The following is a 20,760-nucleotide window of genomic DNA, read 5'->3' on the forward strand; positions in this document are numbered from 1 at the left end:
TTTCTCTTCGCAGGTGCACCATTCTGAGTGGGCAGCAAACGCTACCTCGGTAGCCTCTTTGTTTGCTGTATGCCCGTCTTGGGCGTTTCCTCCCTAAACTCGGGCCGTGCTTGTCACGGCCCCTTTTTTTGCCCGAACCGAACGGCCAGATCAGCCAGGTCAGTGGGTTTATTCGGCGGCCAAGGGCCGCGGCGGCTGCAGGATTTCCTGGGCCTCCTGGCCCATCTCTTCCAGCAAGCCGGCGATCATGCGGGCGAAGACGCTCGCGGTTGGAAGCTTCTCGTGCCGGGCCTCGTCCATGTAGAGCGCCCGGTTGATCTCGATCTGCAGCGTGTGGCGGGCCAATGCCGGCCGGCCGTAGCGCTGGGTCGTGAAGCCTCCGGCATAGGGCTGGTTGCGCAGGACTCGCAGGCCACGTGCGCGAAACCAGCGCTCGGCGGCGGCGGTGAATCCCGGCGCGCAAGCCTCGCCGTGATTGTCGCCCAGCACGATATCGACCCGCAGGTCGCGGTCGCGCGTTCCGAGGTTGGAGGCCGAGGAGGGCATCGAATGGGCATCGATCAGCAGGGCGCCGCCGAACATGCTGTAGGTATGCTCGACCAGTTGGGACAGGGTCAGGTGATAGGGCCGCCAGCAGGTTTCCAGCCGGTGCTCGATCGTGTCGGAGGGGACGCGACCGCGGTAGATCGCCTCGCCGTTGGCGGCGACCCGGGGGATCATGCCGAGGCCGGCGGCCACCCGGGTGGTGCGATGGTTCAGCGGCCGCGGCAGCGGGCCCTCGAACATGCCGGGATCGAGCTCGTAAGGCTCGCGGTTGGCATCGACATAGGAGCGGGGGAAGCGGGCGGCCAGGAACGGGATGCCGAGGGAGGGCGCGGCGGCAAACAGCTCGTCGACGAAGGCATCTTCCGCCCGGCGGAGCGCGGAGAGCGGAACGACCGCTTGTTCGAGGAAGGCGGCGGGATAGATCGAGCCGCTGTGCGGCGAAGCCACGACCACCGGGACCGTCTGGCGCGCCGGCAGCCGGCAATCCAGGGCCTCGTGGTCGGTCAGGACCGTGAATGACTCCATAATACGGTCATAACCCGCGGAACCGGGCGCGTCACCCTTCGCGCTCTTGCCAATCCGTTTGCGGCAATGTAGACGACCGGGCTTCCGCGTTACCGGTTGGTTTTGGACCCCGGCAACAGCAGGTGATGGGCGCGTAGCTCAGCGGTAGAGCACTGTCTTGACATGGCAGTGGCCACAGGTTCGATCCCTGTCGCGCCCACCATCGCCTTCTCTCCACCAGCCCTTGATTGGAAACCAGTGCCGGGGCACCAGTAGAGGATGGCTGGAGTCCCGATGTCCGATTTCTTTTCGCTCTATTCCCATGAGTTCGTGCGTGTGGCCTGCTGCGTGCCGCGCACCCGCGTGGCCGACGCGGCCTACAATCTTGCCGAGACGCTGAAGCTCGCGGCCCAGGGCGACAAGGCGCGGGCGGCCGTCATTGTCTTTCCCGAGCTGGGCCTGTCTTCCTACGCCATTGAGGACCTGCTCCTGCAGGACGCGCTGCTCGACGAGGTCGAGCGGTCGATCGCGAAGGTCGTCGAGGCATCGCGCGACCTCTTCCCGGTCCTGATCGTCGGCGCGCCGCTGCGCGTCTCGAGCCGCCTCTACAACACCGCCGTCGTGGTCCATCGCGGCAAGGTGCTGGGCGTCGTCCCCAAGACCTACCTGCCGAACTATCGCGAGTTCTACGAAAAGCGCCATTTCATCTCCGGTGCCAACGTGATCACCAGGGAGATCGAGCTGGTCGGCCAGACGGTGCCGTTCGGCACCGATCTTCTCTTCAAGGCGACCGGCATCGACCTCACTTTCCATGTCGAGATCTGCGAGGACGTCTGGGTGCCGATCCCGCCGTCGAGCCACGCGGCGCTCGCGGGCGCCGAGCTGCTGGTGAACCTGTCGGCCAGCAACATCACCATCGGCAAGGCCGAGGCGCGGCGGCTGCTGTGCGGCAGCCAGTCGATGCGCGCCGTCGCGGCCTACGCCTATTCGGCGTCGGGTCCGGGTGAATCGACGACCGATCTCGCCTGGGACGGCCATGCCGCGATCTACGAGCTGGGCGACCAGCTGGTCGAATCGTCGCGCTTCGAGAAGGACTCGACGATGATCCAGGCCGACGTCGATGTCGGCCGCATCCGCCAGGAGCGCCTGCGCTACAACGGCTTCGCCGATTGCGCCCAGCAGGAGCAGGAGCGGGTCGCGCGGTTCCGGACGCTGCCGTTTGCCTTCGATCCGCCGAAGGACAGCGTCGCGCTGGACCGCGCCATCGAGCGCTTCCCCTACGTGCCGTCGGATCCCGCCAAGCTGCGCGACAATTGCTACGAGGCCTACAACATCCAGGTCCAGGGGCTGGCGCAGCGGCTGCATTCGAGCCGCACCGAGAATGCCGTCATCGGCGTTTCGGGGGGCCTCGATTCGACGCATGCGCTGATCGTGATCTGCCGGGCGATGGACCAGCTCGGCCTCAGCCGCAAGAACGTCTTCGCCTACACGATGCCGGGCTTCGGCACCTCGGACAAAACCCACAAGAACGCCTGGCGGCTGATGAAGGCGCTGGGCGTCACGGCGGCGGAGATCGACATCAAGCCCGCGGCGACGCAGATGCTGGCCGATATCGGCCATCCGTTCGGCCGGGGCGAGAAGGTCTACGACGTCACCTTCGAGAACGTGCAGGCGGGTCTGCGCACCGATTACCTGTTCCGGCTGGCCAACCAGCAGCGCGGCCTGGTGGTCGGCACCGGCGACCTGTCCGAGCTCGGTCTCGGCTGGTGCACCTACGGCGTGGGCGATCACATGTCCCACTACAATCCCAACGGCTCGGTCTCCAAGACGCTGATCCAGCACCTGATCCGCTTCGTCGCCGCGTCGGGCGACGTCAGCAGCGAAACGGCCGAGATCCTGCACGACATCCTGAACACCGAGATCTCGCCCGAGCTGATCCCAGCCGGCGAAAAGGGCGTGGTGCAGGCGACCGAGAGCTTCGTGGGTCCCTATGCGCTGCAGGATTTCAATCTCTTCTACCTGACGCGCCTCGGCTACCGGCCGTCGAAGATCGCCTTCATGGCCTGGAACGCCTGGCACGATATCGGGAAGGGTGCGTGGCCGGCCAATCTCGAGGACAGCGCGCGGCGTGCCTACTCGCTGGAAGAGATCCGGAGCTGGCTGGCGCTCTTCCTGCGCCGCTTCTTCACCAACCAGTTCAAGCGCTCGGCGCTGCCCAACGGTCCGAAGATCTCGTCCGGCGGTTCGCTGTCGCCGCGCGGCGACTGGCGTGCGCCGTCGGACGGCAGTCCCGACATCTGGCTCGAGGAAATGAAGGCCATTCCCGAGGCCGACAAGAAATAGCCGCCGCGATTTTCACGCGGCGGTTTGACCGTCGTTTGCGCGCTCAAGACAAAGTGGTACCAAGGCCCGAACGCACCGCGCAGGGAGGGTTCGATGCCGCTCGAGATCAAGAAGACGGTCCAGCAGATGGTCGACGAGGCCAACAGCCAGATCGAGACACTGTCGCTCGCCGACGCGATGAAGATCCATGGCCAGCCCGGCGTCACCTTCATCGACATCCGCGATCCGCGCGAACTGTGGCGTGACGGCACGATCCCCGGCGCGATCAACGTGACGCGCGGCATGCTGGAAATGTGGATCGATCCGAAGAGCCCCTACGCCAAGGATTATTTCCAGACCGGCAACAAGTTCGTGTTCTTCTGCGCGGGCGCCTGGCGCTCGGCGCTGTCGACCAAGACCGCGCAGGACATGGGCCTCACGCCGGTCGCGCATTTCGAGGGCGGCTTCGGCGCCTGGAAGAAGGCCGGTGGTCCGGTGGAGACGGTCGAGCCGAAGAAGTAGGCCGCGGCTTATGAGCCCCGACCAGCCAATCGTTCCGCAGCCGGTCATCGACGACATTCCTGACTTCACGTCGATCCCGGCCCTGGTCGCGCGGCATGCGCAGACCCATCCGGACAAGCCGGCGGTGAAGTGCGACGGGGTGGTGCGGAGCTGGAAGGCGTTCGACGGGCGCATCAACCGGATCGCCCGTCGGCTTTCCGAGATGGGGCTGGGGAGGGGCGACAAGATCGCCATCCTCGCCGCCAACTCGATCGAATATCTCGAGACCTTCATGGGCGGCTTGCGCGCCGGCGTCTGCGTCGTGCCGCTCTCGACCATGGCGGCGGCGGATGCGCTCGAGAAGATGCTCGACGATTGCGACGCCAAGGTTCTGTTCCTGTCGGACCAGTACCGCGCCCTGGTCGAACCCTATGAAGGGCGGCTGGGCAAGCTCGTGGCCGGCGGCCGCATCGCTTACGATTTCGCGCGGCCGGGCTGGCAGGACTTCGAGGCCTGGCTCGCGCCGACGAGCGATGCGCCCTTCGAGACGGAGATCGGTCCGCTCGACGATTTCAACATCATCTACAGTTCCGGCACGACCGGCCTGCCCAAGGGCATCCTCCACTCGCACGCGCTGCGCAGCCAGCTTCCTGTCCGGTTTCCCGCCTTCGATTACGGACCCGACACGGTCTCGCTGGTCTCGACGCCGCTCTATTCCAACACGACGCTGGTCGCCCTTCTGGCGACCGTGGGTGTCGGCGGCACGTCGATCCTGATGCGCAGGTCCGACGTCGTGAAGTTCCTGGAACTCGCCCAGGCGGAGAAGGTGACCCACGCGATGCTCGTACCGGTCCAGTACCAGCGCATCCTCGCGCATCCCGATTTCGACAGATACGACCTCAGCGCCTTCAAGACGAAGCTCTCGACCAGCGCGCCGCTGCGGGCGCAGGTGAAGGAAGACTGCGTCAAGCGCTGGCCCGGCCGCCTGATCGAGATCTACGGCCTGACCGAGGGCGGCGGCAGCTGCATGCTCGAAGCCAACCTGCATCCGAACAAGCTCCACACGGTCGGCACGCCGGGCTTCGGCGTCGAGCTCAGGATCCTCGACGAACAGGGCAGGGAACTGCCTCGGGGCGAGGTCGGCGAGATCGCCGGCCGCGCCGAGATGATGATGAAGGGCTACTACAAGCAGGACGACAAGACGCGCGAGCTGTTCTGGCACGACGAGAAGGGACGTCTGTTCTTCAAGTCCGGCGACATGGGCAAGCTCGACGAGGACGGATTCCTGATCCTGCTCGATCGCAAGAAGGACATGATCATCTCCGGCGGCTTCAACGTCTATGCCGCCGACATCGAGGTCCTGCTGCTGAAGCATCCCGACGTGATCGATGCCGCGGTGATCGGCGTGCCGAGCGACCAGTGGGGCGAGTCGCCGATGGCGCTGTGCGTGCGCCGCGACGGTGCCACGGTGACGGAAGAGTCGGTGCGCGAATGGGCCAACGGCCAGCTCAGCAAGACGCAGCGTCTCGTCGCCGTCGAATTCCGGGACTCGCTTCCGCGCAGCACCATTGGCAAGATCATGAAGCGCGAACTCCGCGCGCCCTATTGGGAAGGCCGGACGGCCAAGATTTGAGGAACAGTATGACCGGTCCCACCCTGCGTTCAGCCCATCTCTTCACATTGGCTCTCCAGGTCGATCCGAACTTCACGGATGTCGGCGAGACGCCCTATGGACGTCGCCGCATCGCGACGGTCACGGGCGGCACGTTCGAGGGCGAAGAACTGCGCGGCACGGTGCTGCCGACGCCGGCCGGCGATTGGCTGCTGCAGCGACGCGACGGCATCCTGATGCTCGACGTGCGGCTGACGCTCAAGACCGACGACGGCCATCTCGTCTACATGAGCTATCGCGGCATGCGGCACGGGCCGGCCTGGGTGATCGAGCAGCTCAACAAGGGCGAGAAGGTCGATCCCAGCCAGTATTACTTCCGCGCCACGCCGTACTTCGAGACCGCATCGGAGAAGTACCGCTTCCTCAACCGCATCGTCTGCGTCTCGACCGGCCGGCGAGATCCGACCGGACCCGTCTACGAAGTGTTCCAGATCCTCTGATGATCGACCTTGCCACCCTTGCGCTCTTCGCTACCGCGAGCCTGGCGCTCACGATGACGCCCGGCCCCGACATGCTGCTGATCGCCTCGCGCAGCGCGAGCCAGGGGAAGGCGGCGGGCTTCGCGACCCTGGCCGGCATCCAGGTCGGCACCTATTGCCATGCTCTGGCAGCCGCGTTTGGTCTGTCGCAACTCTTCCTGATCGTGCCCGTTGCCTACGACGCCGTGCGTTACGCGGGCGCGGCCTATCTGCTCTATCTCGCCTGGAAGACGGTACGATCCGGCGCTGTGACGCTCACGCCGGAAGCCGGTGCGAGCCGGCACGCCATCGGCACGATGTTCCGGCAGGGGCTGCTCACCAACCTGCTGAACCCTAAGATGGCGCTGTTCGTCCTGGCGCTTTTCCCGCAGTTCGTTCAGCCGGAAGCGGGCTCCGTCGCGCTGCAGATCATGGTGCTGGCGACCGTGCTCAATGCGATTGGCCTGGTGGTCAACGGCGCGGTCATCCTGGGCGCAAGCCGCCTCGGCCGCATCTTCTCCGGCCAGGGCCGCTTCCGCCGCCTGCCGCAATATTTCCTCGGCGCCGTCTTCGCCGGCCTCGCGACGCGATTGGCGTTCGACTCGAGGCACTGACAACGGAGCGCGCAACTCCAGTTGCGCTCTGGCTTCGTCGATCAGCAAGACATGAGCGCAACTGGAGTTGCGCGCTCCAATGACCGCTAACTTTTTGCCGCCGCGATCTTCTCCAGCACCGGCAGGATGTACTCCCGGAACTTCGCCGGGTTCTCGCTCATCGGGAAGTGGCCCAGCTCCTTCATGACCTGCACCTCGACACCCGGAATCTGCGCCGCCGTGCGCAGCGTGTCCTCGGCGGTGCAGGAGAAGTCGTACTCGCCGGTCAGCAGGTAGAGCGGGCAGACTCCGGTATCGATCGTCTTCACCTTCTCGCGCAGGTCGCCGTCGACCCGGTAGAAATAGAGATCGCCTTTGAAGATGCCGGGGCCGCCCTGCATGTACATCCAAAGCGTCTCGTGGCGGCTGACCGGCGGGCTCTGCGGCGCGATCAGGCCCGAGATCAGCGCGGCGCAGACTTCGCCGCCATGGACGTCGGGACGATGCAGCCACGCCGTGTCGTACCAGGGCTGCTGGAAGTCGGCGGCTTCCAGCGCGACCAGCGCCCGGAACTCGGCGGCGTGGGCGATGGCGAGGTTGAGCACGATGCGACCGCCGATCGAGCAGCCTATGACGACCGGCCTGTCGAGCTCCATTGCCCGGCAGAAGGCGCGGATGGCGGCGGTGTAGGACGCCGTCGTCAGCCGGTACTCGGTCTTCTCCCAGCCGTCCGGCGGCGTCGACTTGCCGTGCCAGGGCATGTCGAAGGCCAACACGCGATAGCGCTTCGTGATCTCGGGATCGGCGAGGAGGTGGCGGAACTGCCGGTTGTCGGCACCGGCCGTGTGCAAGCAGACCAGCGGGATGCCCTGTCCCGCCTCTTCGAAATAGAGGCGCTGCGGTGTGCCATCGATGTCGAGCCGCACGTAGCGGCCAACCATGGGATCGAGAACCGGGGCCATGTCAGTGCTCCTCCGGCAGTCGACGGGGCAGGGCCAGCAGGTCCTTGAAGTATTGCAGGTTCTGCAGCAGCGGCCGCAGGTCACCTTCCAACGAGGCGGCGCCACGCTTGGTCAGCGAGAACAGGTCGTGCCAGCCGGGCTCGGGCATCTTTCGCCAATGATGGCGCCATGCTTCATCCGTGCCGCGCACCGTGAAGGCGGTCGAGCGCATCAGCTTCGGGCCGCGATCAAGCGAGGCGAGGGTGCCGTCCTTCAAGGTCAGGTGGAAGGGCTCGCTGCCGATGTCGATCCTGCACTCGACGGTCAGCCAGCGGCCGCGTCGCACAAGGTCAGGATCGTCGGCGAGGAGATCGGGCAGCTTCGTGAAACAATCGGCAGGGTTCATTCCTGCAGTATGTACTCGATTGTCGATCCGTCGGGAGCCTTGAATGCGCCTTTCACCCAGCGGCCGCGGTCGTCGAACCACTGGTCCATCTGGACGTCGCCGGAATAGGAGTAGCGGGTCGCCTCGATGGTTTTGCCGCTGGCGGTCTTGATGGTCTCGCGACCCTTCGGCGTGACCTGGACCTTGGCTAGGTCGCCGTTCTGGGTGTTGAGCATGGCCGACTGCTTCACCTGGTTCAGGTTCCAGTGCGTCGTCGGCAAGGTGCTGGCCGGCATGGTGAGCTGCTGGGGGGCCGCCTGCTGGAAGCCCATGTCGTTGCTCGCGATTTTCGGCCCGACGCCGCCTTCCCGGACGACCGACACGCCGTTCGGCTCGTGTTTGGCTCTCAGCGTGTATTTGGTGCCGTTGTCGTCGGTCTGGGTGGCGATCGATTCGAACGTGTTGCCGTTCCAGATTTCCTGGCCGCGATGATTGTAGCGATACATGACCATCCCGAGCGCCTTCACCGAGAAGTCGATCGAGGTGGTGACGGTGCGCTTGTCGCCGTTCTGCTGGAAGCTGAGCGTATGCGTGCCGATCCGCTCGCCGTTGCGGAAGGCGGCGAAGACGTGGCTGGGTCCGTAGGGGAAATCCGAGGTCGCTTGGGCAGCGGCCGAACCGCAACCCATGATCGTCAGTGCGAGAATCAGACGACGCATCATCCAGGGGCTCCTGGTCTCTTATACGCCCTTTTGACCCATTGGATCAGCCGCCTCAGACGACCCGATCGGCTTTGAGCTTGGCGATAACGGCGGGTTCATAGCCGAGTTCCTGCAAGATCTGTTCCGTGTGCTCGCCCAGGGTCGGTGCCCGTCGGCGGATGGTGAGGGGGGTGCGGGAGAGCTTCACCGGCTCCTGCAGCACCGGCACGCCCATCTTGGCGCCGGGATAGTCCATCTGGTGGAAGAAGCCGGCTTCCTGCACGTGCCTGTCGTCGAGCGTCTGCTGCGGCGTGTAGACGGGGCCGGCCGGAATGCGGTTGGCCTCGAGCGCAGACAGTGCTTCTGCAACGGTGCGGGTATCGCACCACTTCTGCATGATCGCCGACAGGGCCTCGCCATTGTCGCCGCGGGCCAGGTCGTCCTTGAAGCGCGGATCGGTGGCCAGGCTGTCGTCGCCCATCAGCTTGCACCAGCGCACGAACAGCGGCTGGCCGATGGTCATGGCGTAGATCCAGCCGTCCTTGCACTTGAAGGTGTCGGAGGGGCCCGCCGTGAAGCCGCGGTTGAGCGTGGCCATGCGGTTGAGGTTGAGCATCGCCTGCTCGATCAGATGGCCGTTGGTGATGTTGATGGCGGTGCGCAGCAGGGCGGTCTCGACCTTCTGGCCCTTGCCGCTCTTGGCGCGGTCCATCAGAGCGGCCAGCACGCCGACCGTGTTGAGCAGCGCGGTGCCGAAATCCACGAAGGGAGCGTTCATGCGGGTCGGCGTCTCGCCGTCGCCCGAGAGGTGCATGGCGCCCGACATGGCCTGGCCGATCGTGTCGAAGCCGACGCGGGTCTTGTAGGGGCCTTCGGAGCCGAAGGTCGAGGTGGTGGCGAGGATGATGCGGGGATTGAGGGCGGACAGGCTCTCGTAATCGATGCCCATCTTCTGCAGGTCTTCGTAGGGCAGGTTGGCGATCACCACGTCGGAGGTCGCCACCAGCTTCTTCACGATCTCCCGGCCCTCGGGCTTCATCGGGTTGAGCGTCAGGCCGAGCTTGTTGCGGCCCATCTGGAGGAACATGGAGCCTTCGCCGCCCTCGACGACCGGGGTCACCCAGCGATCCTCGCTGCCCTCCAGTTTCTCGACGCGGATCACCTCGGCGCCGAGATCGGCCAGCATCGTGCCGCAGAACGGACCGGCGATGTAACGGCCGAAATCGAGTACGCGGATGCCTTCCAGAACGCCTGACATGTGCCTCTGCCTCCCTAGCGCCCGCCTCGACAGGGCGGGCTGCGACGGAGCATTAGCAGAGGTCGGGGAGCGGTTCTAATCGAAGAAGGTGTTGGGCTTCAGGAAGACCGCCAGCATGAGGCAGCCCTCGTCGGTCCATGCATCGTGGCGGCTGCCGGCGCGCCGCCAGACATAGTTGCCGGCCGTGCAGACGCCGGCATGATCGGCGAACGATCCCTCGAGCACGTAGGTCTGCTCGATCGCGACATGCTCGTGTGCCGGCAGGCGGGCGCCCGGCGCCCAGCGCATCAGCACGGTCGAGAGGCCGGTTTCCTTCTGCTCCATCAGGATCTTCCACTCGACCCCGGGGAAGCGCGTCGGCTGCCAGGGCACGCTGGCGACATCGACGTAGGTCGAGTCCGGAACGAGGCCGGCCAGAGTTTCGACGTTCATGCCGCCACCTTGCGGCGCGCCGCCTTCAATGTGCCGCCGCGCATCACGTGGCCGGGCAGGGGACGGCCGACGATCTCCTCGGCCAGCTTGGCGACCTCGATCAGGCGCTCGATGTCGAGGCCGGTTTCCACACCCATCTCCTCGCACATGAAGGCGAAGTCCTCGGTGCAGATGTTGCCGGCCGCGCCGTCGGTCGCGGCGAAGGGACAGCCGCCCAGGCCCGCGACCGAGGCGTCGAACTTGGTGACGCCCATGCGCAGGCCGGCATAGGCCGCCGCGGCGCCGGTGCCGCGCGTGTCATGGAGGTGCAGCGCGATCTCGAGGTCTGGCCACTTCGAGCGCACGGCGCCGATCAGCCGTTCGACGGAGGCGGGGGTGGCCCAGCCCATCGCGTCGGTGAGCTTGATGCCTTTCAGCCTGAAGCCCGCCAGCTCGGCCTCGTCGAGCGCCAGCTGCACGCGCTGCAGGATCAGCTCGGTCGACAGCTCGCCTTCATAGTTGCAGCCGAAGGCGCCCAGGATGACGCCCCATTCGACCGGCATGCCGCGGTCCTTGAAGGTCTTGAGCGACATGCGCTGCTCGACCATGGCGTCGGGCACCGACTTGCCGATGTTCTTGCGCGAGAAGGTGTCGGAAGCCGTGACGCGAACGCCGCCGTCGACATGCAAAGGGCCCCGAAGCGCGCGCTCGAGGCCCTGCTGGTTCAGCCACAGCGCGCTGTACTGCACGCCGGGCTTGAGATCGATCCTGGAGGCCACTTCCTCGGCGTCGGCCATGGTCGGCACGCGCTTCGGGTTGACGTAGGAAACGCAGGCGATGCGCTTCAACCCGGTGTCCGCAAGCGCCTCGATGAGACGGACCTTGTCGGCCACCGGGATCATCTTCTTCTCGGACTGGAAGCCCTCGCGAGGACCCTCCTCGTCGATCGTCACGCGCTTGGGCAGGTCCGACATGGTCTTCCTCCGGATTTCTTGGAGGAGGGCGTCAGCCCTCCTCTTCCACGAACGCTTCCTTGCGCGCCCTCTTGAAGCTTGGCAAGGCCATCAGGATCAGCAGCAGCGCCGTCGTGATGAGCAGGCCGAGGCTGATGGGACGCTGCAGGAAGACCATGGCGTCGCCGCGCGAGAGCAGCATGGCACGCCGGAAATATTCCTCCATCTGCGGTCCCAGCACCAGGCCCAGCAGGAACGGGGCGCCTTCGCAGCCGAGGCGGACGAAGATGTAGCCCAGCACGCCGAAGACGGCGACCTGCATCACATGGAACGTACTGTTTTGCAGACTGTACGCGCCGATGCAGCAGAACAGCAGGATGGCCGGTGCCAGGAAGCGGTAGGGCACGGTCAGCAGCTTCACCCAGATGCCGATCATCGGCAGGTTGATGATGACCAGCATAGCGTTGCCGATCCACATCGAGGCGATCATGCCCCAGAACAGGTCGGGCTTCTTGGTCATGACCTCGGGGCCCGGCTGGATGCCCTGGATGATCATGGCGCCGACCATCAGCGCCATGACGGCGTTGGACGGGATGCCGAGCGTCAGCATCGGGATGAACGAGGTCTGGGCGGCCGCATTGTTGGCCGCCTCGGGCGCCGCGACGCCCGCGACCGCACCCTTGCCGAAGTCCTGGGGCCGCTTGGAGATCTTCTTCTCGAGCGTATAGGCCGAGAAGGCGCCCAGCGTCGGACCGCCGCCCGGCAGCACGCCGAGTGCCGCGCCGAGGAACGTGCCGCGCAGGGCGGCTGGAACCGCCTGCCGCACCTCGTCCATGGTCGGCCACAAGGTGGTGACCTTGATGGTTCCCCCTGTGCGGCTCATATGCCGTTCGAGGTTGACCACGATCTCGGCGATGCCGAACAGGCCCATGGCGATCGGCGCGAAGTCGATGCCGTCGCTCAGCTCCGGAATGTCGAAGGTGAAGCGCTGGGCGCCGGTGTTCACGTCGGTGCCGACCAGGCCGAACAGCAGGCCGAGGAAGATCATCGCGATCGCCTTGGTCACCGATCCGCTGGCCAGGATGACGGCGGCCACGAGGCCGAGCGCCATCAGCGAGCAGTAGTCGGCGGGGCCGAACTTCTGCGCCATGCGCGTCAGCGGCTCCGCAAAGAGCACGATGATCGCGGTGCCGACGGTGCCGGCGAAGAACGAGCCGACGGCCGAGATCGAGAGGGCGGCACCCGCGCGACCCTTGCGGGCCATCTGGTAGCCGTCGAGACAGGTCACGACCGAGGCCGCTTCACCCGGCAGGTTCACCAGGATCGACGTTGTCGAACCGCCATAGGCCGCGCCGTAATAGATGCCGGCCAGCATGATCAGCGAGGCGGTGGGCGGCAGATGGAAGGTGATCGGCAGCAGCATGGCGATGGTCGCCACGGGGCCGATGCCGGGCAGAACGCCGATCAGCGTGCCGAGCAGACAGCCCAGCAGCGCGTAGGTCAGGTTCTGGAAGGAGAAGGCGACGCTGAAGCCCAGCGCGAGATTGTCGAGCAGATCCATCTCACCAGACTCCGCGCAGGATATAAATATTCATTCCCAATCCGACCTTGAAGACGAGCGTGCAGAGGACGGAGAGGACAATGATGTTGCCGATCACCTCGGTGAGCTTGAATTCCTCACCGGCCAGCGACGCGATCATGATCAGAACGACCAGCGCCGGGATCAGGCCCGCCCGCTCGAACAGCAGCGCGAAGCAGACGATGCCGAGTGTGACCAGCGTGATCGGCTTCCACTTCGGCCGTTCGACCGGCTCGCTGCCGCTCACGACAGCGACGATGCAAACCAGCACGCCGAGCGCCAGCAGCGTGAGTGAAAGCATGCGCGGCACGTAGCCGGGTCCCATCCGGACCGGCGTGCCGAGTGCGAGTTTCTGCCCGAAATAAAGTGCGAGCAGTCCGAAGCCAATGAACATCAGCCCGGACAAGAAGTCCTTGCTTAGGAATCGATTCAACGATGCCTCCCCAGAAACGCGTCGTCTTCAAATGTTGCTGTTGGGCCCTAACCCCTGGACCGATGACAGCTAAACACAATTCGGCCGCTTTGCCCAAGTGCCAAGTGCATTACAAGTGATAACTGCATCAGCGCAGAATCAGACGGGCTGCGATTAGGGCCAGGCAAATCGCAAACAATCGCCGCAGCAAAGCGACGGGCGCTTGTGTCGACCATCGCGCCGCCAGCGGCGCGACAAAGAGCGCGGGGAGTGAGAGGGTCGCAACGCAAAACAAGGCAACGTCGCCCAGCGCGTCCGCCGGCCGACCTGCGGCGTGCCGATCCATCATCAAAAAGACGAGGGTGGCCGGCACGGCGATCACCAGATTGAACAGCGCGCCCGCGCCGATCGCCCGCTTGATGGAAAATGAGAACAGCGTCAGGACGGGCGTGCTCAAAGTGCCGCCACCGACGCCGACAGCGGCAGCCAAACCGCCGACCAGGGCTGGCGGCAGGTAGAAGAGCGCGCCTTGCGGCTGCCGATGCCCAAAAATGAGGCGGTCACCCAACGCCATCTTGAGGGCGAGCGCGGCGGCGACCAGCGCGAAAAGGCCGGTGAGCACGCGTGCCGGCGCCAGCGGACCGACAGCCAGCCCGACGATGGCGCCCGCCATCAGCGCCGGCAGCCAGGACCGGACGAGCTCGCGGTCGATCGTGCCGGCCCGCCAGTGGGCCGCGGCGGCGGTGGTCGAGGCGACGAGGATGCTGGCCTGTGCCGTACCGACCGCCAGCGACACGGCCAATGGCTCGCCGATGCCCATGAATTCGAAGATTTCCAGCAGGACCGGGACGGCCACGATGCCTCCGCCGACCCCCAGCAGGCCGGCCAGCAGTCCGATCAGGACGCCTGTTGCCAGCAGCGCCATCCAGGCAGCCGGTGGATAGGCCGAAAGCAGCGTTTCCACGCGTCAATGTCCCCGTTGGTCGATATTGCATGCGCACCACCGGGCGAGCAAACTCCCGGCCAATGTGAATGGTCGTTCAGGAGGCTTTTGGTGTCACGGAGAGGCGAGGACTACATCGGTACGATGGCGGTGCAGGAGAAGCATCGATTCGACGAGCAGTCGCTCGGCCGGTTCATGGCCGCCAACGTCGAAGGCTTCGTGCCGTCGGTTCGCGTCGAGCAGTTCAAGGGCGGCCAGTCCAACCCGACCTACCGGCTGACCGACGGCGCCGGCCGGCGCTATGTCCTGCGCCGCAAGCCGCCCGGCAAGCTGCTGCCCTCGGCCCACGCGGTCGATCGCGAATTCCGGGTGATCTCGGCCCTGAACCGTACCGACGTGCCGACCCCGCGGGCCTATGCGCTCAGTGAGGATGAGAGCGTCGTGGGCACACCTTTCTATATCATGGAATATTGCGACGGCCGGGTTCTGTGGGACCCGCTGCTGCCCGACGTGCCGAAGGAGGGCCGGCTGGCCATCTATCGCGCCAAGTTCGAGGCGCTGGCCCGGCTGCACCGGGTCGACTATGCCGCTTTGGGTTTGGCCGACTTCGGCCGCCCCGGCAGCTACGTCGCCCGCCAGATCTCCCGTTGGGGAAAACAGTACAAGGCCTCGGAGACCGAGAAGATCGAGTCGATGGACCGGCTGTTCGACTGGCTCCCAGCCAACCTGCCGACGAACGACGAGACGGTGCTGGTCCATGGCGACTACCGCCTCGACAACATGATCTTCCATCCCGTCGAGCCGCGCGTGCTGGGCATCATCGACTGGGAGATCTCGACCCTGGGCGATCCCCTGGCCGAGCTTTCCTATCTCTGCATGCTGTGGCGCACGCCCAAGGATTGGGGCGGCCTGCTGGGCCACGATCTCGGCGCCCTGGGCCTGCCCACGGAAGCGGAGATGGTGAGCTACTACAGCAGCCTGTCCAAGCGGGCGGTGCCCGAGCCCGCGCTCTGGGAATTCTACATGGCCTACAATCTGTTCCGCGTGTCCTGCATCCGTCAGGGCGTCTACGCCCGGTCGCTCGACGGCACGGCCGCCAACATGCGGGCGGCCGATTCCGGCAAGCTGGTGAAACCCGCAGCCGACCTCGCCTGGTCGATCGTCAGCAACATGTCCGGAGCCTCGCGATGAGCAAGCGCAAGACGGTCAACGTCGTCGACGAGCCGCCGGCGGTCGTCGCGGAGCGCGAGGCGCGTCCGCCGGTCGAGGCGATCCGCGCCGCGGCCTTCGCCCAGTTCGCCGAGCGCGGTTATCCGGTCGTCACGGTGCGCGACATCATGAAGGCCTGCGGCCTCACGCAGGGCGCGCTCTACAATCACTTCAAGTCGAAGGACGAGCTGCTCCACGACATCATCGCCTCGACCCAGGGCGAGCTGGAGCGGCTCTGCCAGCAGGCGGTCGGCGGGGCGGGCGGCGATCCGCGCGCCGAGCTCGCGGCTTTCGTGCGGGTCTATGTCATCCGCCATTGCCGGCTGCGCATCGAAGCGCTGGTCGCCAATCGCGAGATCGGCTGGCTGGACACGGCGCGCGTCGCCGACATCCGCCGCAGCCGGCGCGCCATCCGTGACATCGTCGTGGCCATCCTCAAGCACGGAATCGAACGCGGCGTGTTCGATCCGCCGAGAGTCGAGGGAAAGCACGATCTCAAGGCGATTGCCATGGCGCTGCTCGACCAGTGCACCCATGTCTCGATGTGGTACGGTCCGGGCGGCGATCTCACCGAGGAGCAGATGGCGAAGCTCTACACCGACATGGCATTGCGCGTCGTCGGGGCCACGCCGCAGGCTTGAGGCAAACAGTTGGAGCGCAAGGCATGTTGATTCGCGTCGTTGCCCTGGTCGCGTTGCTGGCGTCGCTCGTCGGCTGCACGTCCGACTCCGACGCGGCACCGCCTTCCGGCCGCAACCCCTCGATCGCAGCTGCGCCGGGCGACGTGCCGGCGGCGCGCTGGCACGCCGTGCTGATCGCCGGCGACAATAACAGCCCGTCCTTCGACAACGGCATCGATGCGCTGCGCGACAAGCTGGTGGCGCGCGGCGTGCGGGACATCCGCATCCTCACCTCCGATCCGGGGCGCAATCCATCGGCGGAAGTCGCCACCGCGGCCAACGTCTCGAACGCCTTGCGGAATGCCGGCGGCGCCGGGGCATGCCTCGCCTTCGTCACCAGCCACGGCAACGAGACCGGCTTCGTGCTGCGCCAGGCCAACGGCGTCATACGGCCCGGCACGCTCGACAGCGCCCTGGATGCGGGCTGCGGCACGCTGCCGACCGTCGTGGTCGTCTCGGCCTGCCACAGCGGCGTCTTCCTGACGCCGGCCATGCGCCAGCCCAACCGGGTGGTGCTGACGGCGGCGGCGGCAGATCGAGTCAGCTTCGGCTGCGGCGCCGGTGACCGCTACACCTATTACGACCAGTGCCTGCTGCAGCAGTTCGACGCCGCCTCGACCTGGAGCCAGTTGGCGCAGTCCACTCGGACGTGCGTGCAGAACCTCGAAAAGAGCATGGGCATCCGCACGCCCTCGCAGCCGCAGATCTTCGTGGGATCCGCGGTCACCAACCTCAAGATTCCCGGTCGTTAGAGAGAGCCGCTAGCCACCGATCACGGCGGTGAAGTCGCACGTCACCTGGTGCGGACTGTCGCCCGAGAGCTGAAGCGTGTGGCGCGCCGGGCGCGATGCCTCGTCGGGAAACATCTTCACCCATTCGTCATTCAGCGCGGCGCGGCCGGTTGACGGCTGCTTCATCCAGAAATTGATCTTGATGATGTCGTCGGGCGTGCCGCCGGCGGCTTCGACGCAGAGCTTGATGTGCTTGAAGATGTTGGTGACCTGCGCGCCGAGATCGGGCGGGATGGTGCGCGTGCCGGGCTCGGTACCGTTCATGATGCTCGACATCACGATATTGCCGATGCGGCTGGCATTCGGAATCGGGTTCTGGTGGCTGTAGCCCGGGTAGTTGACGCTTTTGCGTTTGGTCATCGTTTCTCTCCCTTGGAAGGCTGCGAGCATTGCATTTCCACTCGCCGGGGCAAATGCTCTCCCAAGGAGGAACGATGACCCAAAGCCAGACAAGCACGCTCGTCGAGTACGAGCGCGAGGGCGAGATCGTCACCCTGACGCTCAATCGCCCGGACAAGCTGAACGCCTTCAACGACGAGCTGGTTGGCGCACTGTCCGACGCGCTGCATCGGTTCGACATGGAAGACGAGGCGCAGATCGCGATCATCACGGGCCGCGGCCGCGCCTTCTCGAGCGGCGCCGACGTGAAGCAGCGCCAGCTGCGAAGCCGCGAGGAGTTCCTGCGGCTCGGCGGGCCGCAGGGGCGGAGGACGCACTCGGCCGACCTGCTGACCAAGTCGGTGAACTGGAAGCCGGTCATTGCCGCACCGCACGGCTACGTGCTCGGCCTCTCGGTCGGCATCGTGCTGGAATGCGATCTCGTCGTCGCCGAGGAGGGGACGCGCTTCCAGATCACCGAGACGTCGCGCGGCCTGGGCGCCGGCCGCTACTGGGGCATCATGCAATTCCGGGGCGGCGGCGCCTTCGCGATGGAGGCGGCTCTTGCCGGGCGCTTCTTCACGGCCGAGGAAGCCTTCGCGGCGAACCTGATCAATCGCGTTGCGCCGAAGGGCAAGTATCTCGAGATGGCGCGGGACTTGGCGCGCGACGTCGTGAAGAACCCGCCGCTCAGCGTGCGCTCCACGGTGCGGACACGGCGCTGGTACATGGACCGCATGACGCGCGAGATCATGCACCAGACCGCACCCGAGCGGCTCTATCTCTCGGAGGATTTCCAGGAAGCCGCGCGCGCCTTCACGGAGAAGCGCAAGCCCGCGAAGTTCAAGGGCCGCTAAAGCCGCTCCAGCGCCATGTCGCGCAGGCGGGTGCGCTGGATCTTGAAGCCGTTGGGCGAGGGCGTCTTGGGGAAATCGTCGATGGCGAAGACGCGCATCGGTACCTTGTAGTTGGCGAGGCCGTGGCGGCAGTGCGCGATGGCGGCGGCCTCGTCGAGCGATGCGCCGGGCGCCAGGATCACGAAGGCGACGGCACGCACGCCATCGGGACGAGGCACGGCGATGGCCTGGCAGCCGGCAATGCCCGGCAGCTTCTGCAGATGGGTCTCGATCTCCAGCGGATTCACCAGGAAGCCCGAGAGCCGCAGCACGTCGCCCATGCGGCTGAGGAAGGTGAAGCCGCCATGGCCGTCGAGTTCGGCGAGATCGCCGGTGCGGACATAGCCGTCCGCGGTCACCGTCTCGGCGGTGGCCGTTTCGTTGCCGTAGTAGCCGACCATCAGCGAGGGACCGGCGCATTCGAGCGCACCGGGCTGGCCGGTGCCCAGCAACTCGCCGGTCTCGGGATCGCGGACGCGGACATGGCCGAGCGGAGAGACGGGAATGCCGCCACCCTTCTTGCGGCGCGCCACCTCGGAGTCGATCGGCTGCATCGCATAGAGCGCCTGGACCTCGCTCATGCCGTAGAGGCCGCACAGGCGCAGGCCGCGCCGTTCCGCCGTCTCGGCGATGTCGTCGAGCGAGGCGTTGAAGGCGGCATAGCCGGCCCACTTCACCGAGGGAAAGGGATGGTCGCCGGGCACGGCGTCGAGCAGGCGCGCATACATGTCGTCGCTGCCGAACATCGTGGTCGGGCGATGGCGCTCGATCAGACGCGCGATCTCGTCGATCTCGTAGGATTCGACCAGCACGCAGGGCTTGCCGGCCGCCAGGGTCGCCATCGTCTGGTCGAAGCCGTAGACGCCGCATAAAGGCAGGATCGAGAGCGACAGCGTGTCGGGCGCGGTGAAGCCGAAGGCCCGCGCGATCTGCTGGGCGTGGCTGGCGATCGCGCCCTGCCGGTGCAGCACGAACTTAGGGGAGCTGGTCGTGCCGGAGGTGGTGAAGATGTTGCAGGGCGCGCTGGCCCTTGCGTTGTTCAGGCCGAGCCGCGGCCGCGACAGTAGGCGTTCGTAGGGCACGCGGCGCAGCCGTTCGATGGCGGACGGAATGGCGGCCGGTTCGTCGCCGACGGTGACGATGGCCGCGAGTCTGTCGAGCGCATCCGGTTCGATGTCGGCCAGGATCGACAGGAAGTCGATGCGCCGGAAGCCCGGTGCGCAGGCCAGCACCTTGGCGCCGGAGCGGCCGACGATGTCGGCGACCTCCACGGCGCGATAGCGGGTGTTCACGGCGACGGCGATGGCGCCGAGGCGGATGCAGGCGAGATAGAGGATCGGATAGGCCGGCACGTTGGGCAGCCACAGCGCCACGCGATCGCCCGGGCCGATGCCCAGGTCCGCGAGGCCCTGGGCTGCGCGTCGGGCGCTCTCGCTCAGCTCGAGGAAGGAAATCGCCCGGTCACCGTGCAGGAAGGCCGGTGCGTCGGGCGTCTGCTCGGCGATGTCGGCGACCATCGTCCAGACATCGGCGGCGGGTTGGGCAAGAGGCATGCGCGCGGAGACTAGCCGAAGACCGTTCCATCTCAAGCGCGGCGCCTTGACCCGGCACGAGGCTTGCCTAAGGCTCGCCATTGGGGATTGGGGGTCGTGATGTTCCGTCGAAGCCTGCTTGCCGCTCCGTTCGTCCTTGCCGCCGCGTCGGCACGCGCCCAGCAGTGGGTGCCGAAACAGCCGATCAAGATTCTCGTGGGTTACGCGCCGGGCGGCACCGCCGACATCGTGGCCCGAATCGCGGCGGAAACGATCCAGCGCCAGCACGGCTACACCGTGGTCGTCGACAACAAGACCGGCGCCGGCGGCTTCATCGCGCTGAAGGCCGTGGCCCAGGCGCCGGCCGATGGTTACACGGTGGGCATCGGCATCATGGGCCAGCTCGCCGTCGGTCCCGTGGTGCCGGGCTCGCAGATCCCGCTCGACCTCGACAAGGAGCTGACACCGATCTGCAATCTGGTCGGCGTGCCGATGGCGCTGATCGTGCGCATCGATGCGCCGTTCAAGACCATTCCGGAGTTCGTTGCCTATGCAAAGGAGAACCCGGGCAAGGTGAGCTACGCCTCGACCGGCCTGGGCTCGACCAACCAGCTCGGCGCGGAGTTCCTTGCCGCGGAAGCAGGCGGCCTCAAGCTGAACCACATTCCCTATCGCGGCGGCGCGCCCGCGATCGCCGATGTGGCGGCCGGCAATGTCGACATGTTCTTCGGCAACGTGTCGGAGTTGATCGGCCAGGCGCGCGGCGGCAAGGTCCGCGTGCTGGCGCTCGCCTCCACGAAGCCGACGGCGCTGGCGCCCGAACTGCCGCTGCTCACCAAGGACATCCCGGCGCTCGACATCAACAACTGGTTCGGCCTGATGGGACCTGCCGCCTTGCCGCCAGACATCAAGGGCGCGCTCGCCAAGCTGTTCATGGACGCGATCGCCGACCCCAAGAATGCCGAAACGCTGGCGAAGCAGGGGCTTGAGCCGATCGGCCAGGGGCCCGATGCTTTCGCCGCCTACATCGTCAAGGATCGTGAGCGCTGGGCGAAGGTCGCCAAGCAGGGCAATGTGAAGGCCGAATAGCAAAGG

Annotated in this window: 22 protein-coding genes and 1 tRNA gene; 11 read left to right on the forward strand and 12 right to left on the reverse strand. The window is 66.2% G+C overall.

The genetic code is table 11. The features are described from left to right. Window positions 1-168: 168 nt before the first annotated feature. A complete protein-coding gene (locus AC1ROX_RS26455; protein ID WP_493130904.1) occupies window positions 169-1,071 on the reverse strand; it encodes an N-formylglutamate amidohydrolase in 903 nt (300 codons plus the stop codon). 127 nt (window positions 1,072-1,198) lie between these two features. Here AC1ROX_RS26455 and AC1ROX_RS26460 point away from each other — a divergent pair. The 6 genes from AC1ROX_RS26460 (at window position 1,199) to AC1ROX_RS26485 (ending at window position 6,617) form a co-directional block, all read left to right on the forward strand. Continuing rightward, window positions 1,199-1,273, forward strand: a tRNA-Val gene (locus AC1ROX_RS26460). A 71-nt stretch (window positions 1,274-1,344) separates the two neighbouring features. Then, window positions 1,345-3,393, forward strand: coding sequence for an NAD(+) synthase (locus tag AC1ROX_RS26465; RefSeq protein ID WP_493130906.1), 2,049 nt, complete (start codon window positions 1,345-1,347; stop codon window positions 3,391-3,393). A gap of 93 nt (window positions 3,394-3,486) precedes the next feature. Beyond that, window positions 3,487-3,894, forward strand: a complete 408-nt coding sequence (locus tag AC1ROX_RS26470) for a rhodanese-like domain-containing protein (RefSeq protein ID WP_493130908.1) — start codon at window positions 3,487-3,489, stop codon at window positions 3,892-3,894. Window positions 3,895-3,904: 10 nt separating this feature from the next. Then, window positions 3,905-5,506, forward strand: coding sequence for a class I adenylate-forming enzyme family protein (locus AC1ROX_RS26475; RefSeq protein WP_493130910.1), 1,602 nt, complete (start codon window positions 3,905-3,907; stop codon window positions 5,504-5,506). Between the two features lie 8 nt (window positions 5,507-5,514). Beyond that, a complete protein-coding gene (locus tag AC1ROX_RS26480) occupies window positions 5,515-5,985 on the forward strand; it encodes a DUF3237 domain-containing protein (RefSeq protein WP_493130912.1) in 471 nt (156 codons plus the stop codon). Then, the gene (locus AC1ROX_RS26485; protein WP_493130914.1) at window positions 5,985-6,617 is read left to right on the forward strand and encodes a LysE family translocator; all 633 of its coding nucleotides are present in this window, start codon (window positions 5,985-5,987) and stop codon (window positions 6,615-6,617) included. The genes AC1ROX_RS26480 and AC1ROX_RS26485 overlap by 1 nt, the downstream gene beginning before the upstream one ends. An 86-nt stretch (window positions 6,618-6,703) precedes the next feature. On the opposite strand, the gene AC1ROX_RS26490 is transcribed toward AC1ROX_RS26485, so the two are convergent. From AC1ROX_RS26490 to AC1ROX_RS26530, 9 genes are all read right to left on the reverse strand, one after another. Further along, window positions 6,704-7,558 (reverse strand): alpha/beta fold hydrolase, encoded by an 855-nt coding sequence (locus AC1ROX_RS26490; RefSeq protein WP_493130916.1) that lies wholly within the window; start codon window positions 7,556-7,558, stop codon window positions 6,704-6,706. Window position 7,559: 1 nt separating this feature from the next. Beyond that, window positions 7,560-7,943: a hypothetical protein gene (locus AC1ROX_RS26495; RefSeq protein ID WP_493130918.1), complete on the reverse strand. Its 384-nt coding sequence runs from the start codon at window positions 7,941-7,943 to the stop codon at window positions 7,560-7,562. Further along, window positions 7,940-8,644, reverse strand: a complete 705-nt coding sequence (locus AC1ROX_RS26500; protein WP_493130920.1) for a DUF6134 family protein — start codon at window positions 8,642-8,644, stop codon at window positions 7,940-7,942. Before AC1ROX_RS26500 ends, AC1ROX_RS26495 begins: the two co-directional genes overlap by 4 nt. A 52-nt stretch (window positions 8,645-8,696) precedes the next feature. Further along, entirely contained in the window at window positions 8,697-9,881 is a 1,185-nt protein-coding gene (locus AC1ROX_RS26505; protein WP_493130922.1) for a CaiB/BaiF CoA transferase family protein, read from the reverse strand. Window positions 9,882-9,956: 75 nt separating this feature from the next. Beyond that, the gene (locus AC1ROX_RS26510) at window positions 9,957-10,313 is read right to left on the reverse strand and encodes a cupin domain-containing protein (RefSeq protein ID WP_493130924.1); all 357 of its coding nucleotides are present in this window, start codon (window positions 10,311-10,313) and stop codon (window positions 9,957-9,959) included. After that, the gene (locus AC1ROX_RS26515; protein WP_493130927.1) at window positions 10,310-11,266 is read right to left on the reverse strand and encodes a hydroxymethylglutaryl-CoA lyase; all 957 of its coding nucleotides are present in this window, start codon (window positions 11,264-11,266) and stop codon (window positions 10,310-10,312) included. Before AC1ROX_RS26515 ends, AC1ROX_RS26510 begins: the two co-directional genes overlap by 4 nt. 31 nt (window positions 11,267-11,297) lie before the next feature. Then, window positions 11,298-12,806 carry a tripartite tricarboxylate transporter permease gene (locus tag AC1ROX_RS26520; protein WP_493130929.1) on the reverse strand — a complete coding sequence of 503 codons (1,509 nt, stop codon included), beginning with the start codon at window positions 12,804-12,806 and terminating at the stop codon, window positions 11,298-11,300. Window position 12,807: 1 nt separating this feature from the next. Further along, window positions 12,808-13,257, reverse strand: a complete 450-nt coding sequence (locus AC1ROX_RS26525; RefSeq protein ID WP_493130931.1) for a tripartite tricarboxylate transporter TctB family protein — start codon at window positions 13,255-13,257, stop codon at window positions 12,808-12,810. A gap of 127 nt (window positions 13,258-13,384) precedes the next feature. After that, the gene (locus AC1ROX_RS26530) at window positions 13,385-14,200 is read right to left on the reverse strand and encodes a sulfite exporter TauE/SafE family protein (RefSeq protein WP_493130933.1); all 816 of its coding nucleotides are present in this window, start codon (window positions 14,198-14,200) and stop codon (window positions 13,385-13,387) included. A 123-nt stretch (window positions 14,201-14,323) separates the two neighbouring features. Here AC1ROX_RS26530 and AC1ROX_RS26535 point away from each other — a divergent pair, with 123 nt between their 5' ends. Genes AC1ROX_RS26535 through AC1ROX_RS26545 form a run of 3 tightly spaced genes read left to right on the forward strand, consistent with a single transcriptional unit; the run spans window position 14,324 to window position 16,820 of the window. Then, a complete protein-coding gene (locus tag AC1ROX_RS26535; protein ID WP_493130955.1) occupies window positions 14,324-15,370 on the forward strand; it encodes a phosphotransferase family protein in 1,047 nt (348 codons plus the stop codon). Continuing rightward, window positions 15,367-16,029 (forward strand): TetR/AcrR family transcriptional regulator, encoded by a 663-nt coding sequence (locus AC1ROX_RS26540; RefSeq protein ID WP_493130935.1) that lies wholly within the window; start codon window positions 15,367-15,369, stop codon window positions 16,027-16,029. The genes AC1ROX_RS26535 and AC1ROX_RS26540 overlap by 4 nt, the downstream gene beginning before the upstream one ends. A 23-nt stretch (window positions 16,030-16,052) precedes the next feature. Next, window positions 16,053-16,820, forward strand: coding sequence for a C13 family peptidase (locus AC1ROX_RS26545; protein WP_493130937.1), 768 nt, complete (start codon window positions 16,053-16,055; stop codon window positions 16,818-16,820). 9 nt (window positions 16,821-16,829) lie between these two features. Here the strand turns inward: AC1ROX_RS26545 and AC1ROX_RS26550 are convergent, their stop codons facing one another. After that, window positions 16,830-17,219: a RidA family protein gene (locus AC1ROX_RS26550; RefSeq protein WP_493130939.1), complete on the reverse strand. Its 390-nt coding sequence runs from the start codon at window positions 17,217-17,219 to the stop codon at window positions 16,830-16,832. A 74-nt stretch (window positions 17,220-17,293) separates the two neighbouring features. On the opposite strand from AC1ROX_RS26550, the gene AC1ROX_RS26555 reads away from it, so the two are divergent. Further along, window positions 17,294-18,094: an enoyl-CoA hydratase/isomerase family protein gene (locus tag AC1ROX_RS26555; protein WP_493130941.1), complete on the forward strand. Its 801-nt coding sequence runs from the start codon at window positions 17,294-17,296 to the stop codon at window positions 18,092-18,094. Here the strand turns inward: AC1ROX_RS26555 and AC1ROX_RS26560 are convergent. Further along, a complete protein-coding gene (locus AC1ROX_RS26560; protein ID WP_493130943.1) occupies window positions 18,091-19,686 on the reverse strand; it encodes an AMP-binding protein in 1,596 nt (531 codons plus the stop codon). The two genes, AC1ROX_RS26555 and AC1ROX_RS26560, sit on opposite strands and share 4 nt — an antisense overlap. A 99-nt stretch (window positions 19,687-19,785) precedes the next feature. On the opposite strand from AC1ROX_RS26560, the gene AC1ROX_RS26565 reads away from it, so the two are divergent. Beyond that, entirely contained in the window at window positions 19,786-20,754 is a 969-nt protein-coding gene (locus AC1ROX_RS26565; RefSeq protein WP_493130957.1) for a Bug family tripartite tricarboxylate transporter substrate binding protein, read from the forward strand. Window positions 20,755-20,760: the final 6 nt, after the last annotated feature.

It is taken from the genome of Reyranella sp. GW821-FHT14A01, assembly GCF_058803965.1.